At 55.6% G+C, this 871-nt stretch carries 1 rRNA gene; it reads right to left on the reverse strand.

Features of this window, described 5'->3' with window-relative positions:
- A 23S ribosomal RNA gene (locus tag C100_RS33140) occupies nt 1–871 on the reverse strand; the annotation flags it as partial.

The raw sequence follows: 871 nt of genomic DNA on the forward strand, positions 1-871 counted from the left end.
GTACCGCTTTAATGGGCGAACATCCCAACCCTTGGGACCGACTACAGCCCCAGGATGCGATGAGCCGACATCGAGGTGCCAAACCTCCCCGTCGATGTGGACTCTTGGGGGAGATAAGCCTGTTATCCCCGGGGTAGCTTTTATCCGTTGAGCGATGGCCCTTCCATGCGGAACCACCGGATCACTAAGCCCGACTTTCGTCCCTGCGCGACTTGTAGGTCTCGCAGTCAAGCTCCCTTGTGCCTTTACACTCTGCGAATGATTTCCAACCATTCTGAGGGAACCTTTGGGCGCCTCCGTTACATTTTAGGAGGCGACCGCCCCAGTCAAACTGCCCACCTGCCACTGTCTCCCTGCCCGATAAGGGCAGCGGGTTAGAAGGTCAATACAGCCAGGGTAGTATCCCACCGATGCCTCCACCGAAGCTAGCGCTCCGGTTTCCAAGGCTCCTACCTATCCTGTACAAGCTGTACCAACATTCAATATCAGGCTGCAGTAAAGCTCCACGGGGTCTTTCCGTCCTGTCGCGGGTAACCTGCATCTTCACAGGTACTATAATTTCACCGAGTCTCTCGTTGAGACAGTGCCCAGATCGTTGCGCCTTTCGTGCGGGTCGGAACTTACCCGACAAGGAATTTCGCTACCTTAGGACCGTTATAGTTACGGCCGCCGTTTACCTGGGCTTCAATTCAGAGCTTGCACTCCTCCTCTTAACCTTCAGGCACCGGGCAGGCGTCAGGCCCTATACGTCGTCTTGAAGCCGACTTAGCAGAGCCCTGTGTTTTTGCTAAACAGTGGCTTCAATTCGCACCTTCGCTTACGCTAAGCGCTCCTCTTAACCTTCCAGCACCGGGCAGGCGTCAGCCCCTAT

The sequence above is a fragment of the Sphingobium sp. C100 genome (assembly GCF_000508185.1).
Taxonomy (GTDB): Bacteria; Pseudomonadota; Alphaproteobacteria; order Sphingomonadales; family Sphingomonadaceae; genus Sphingobium.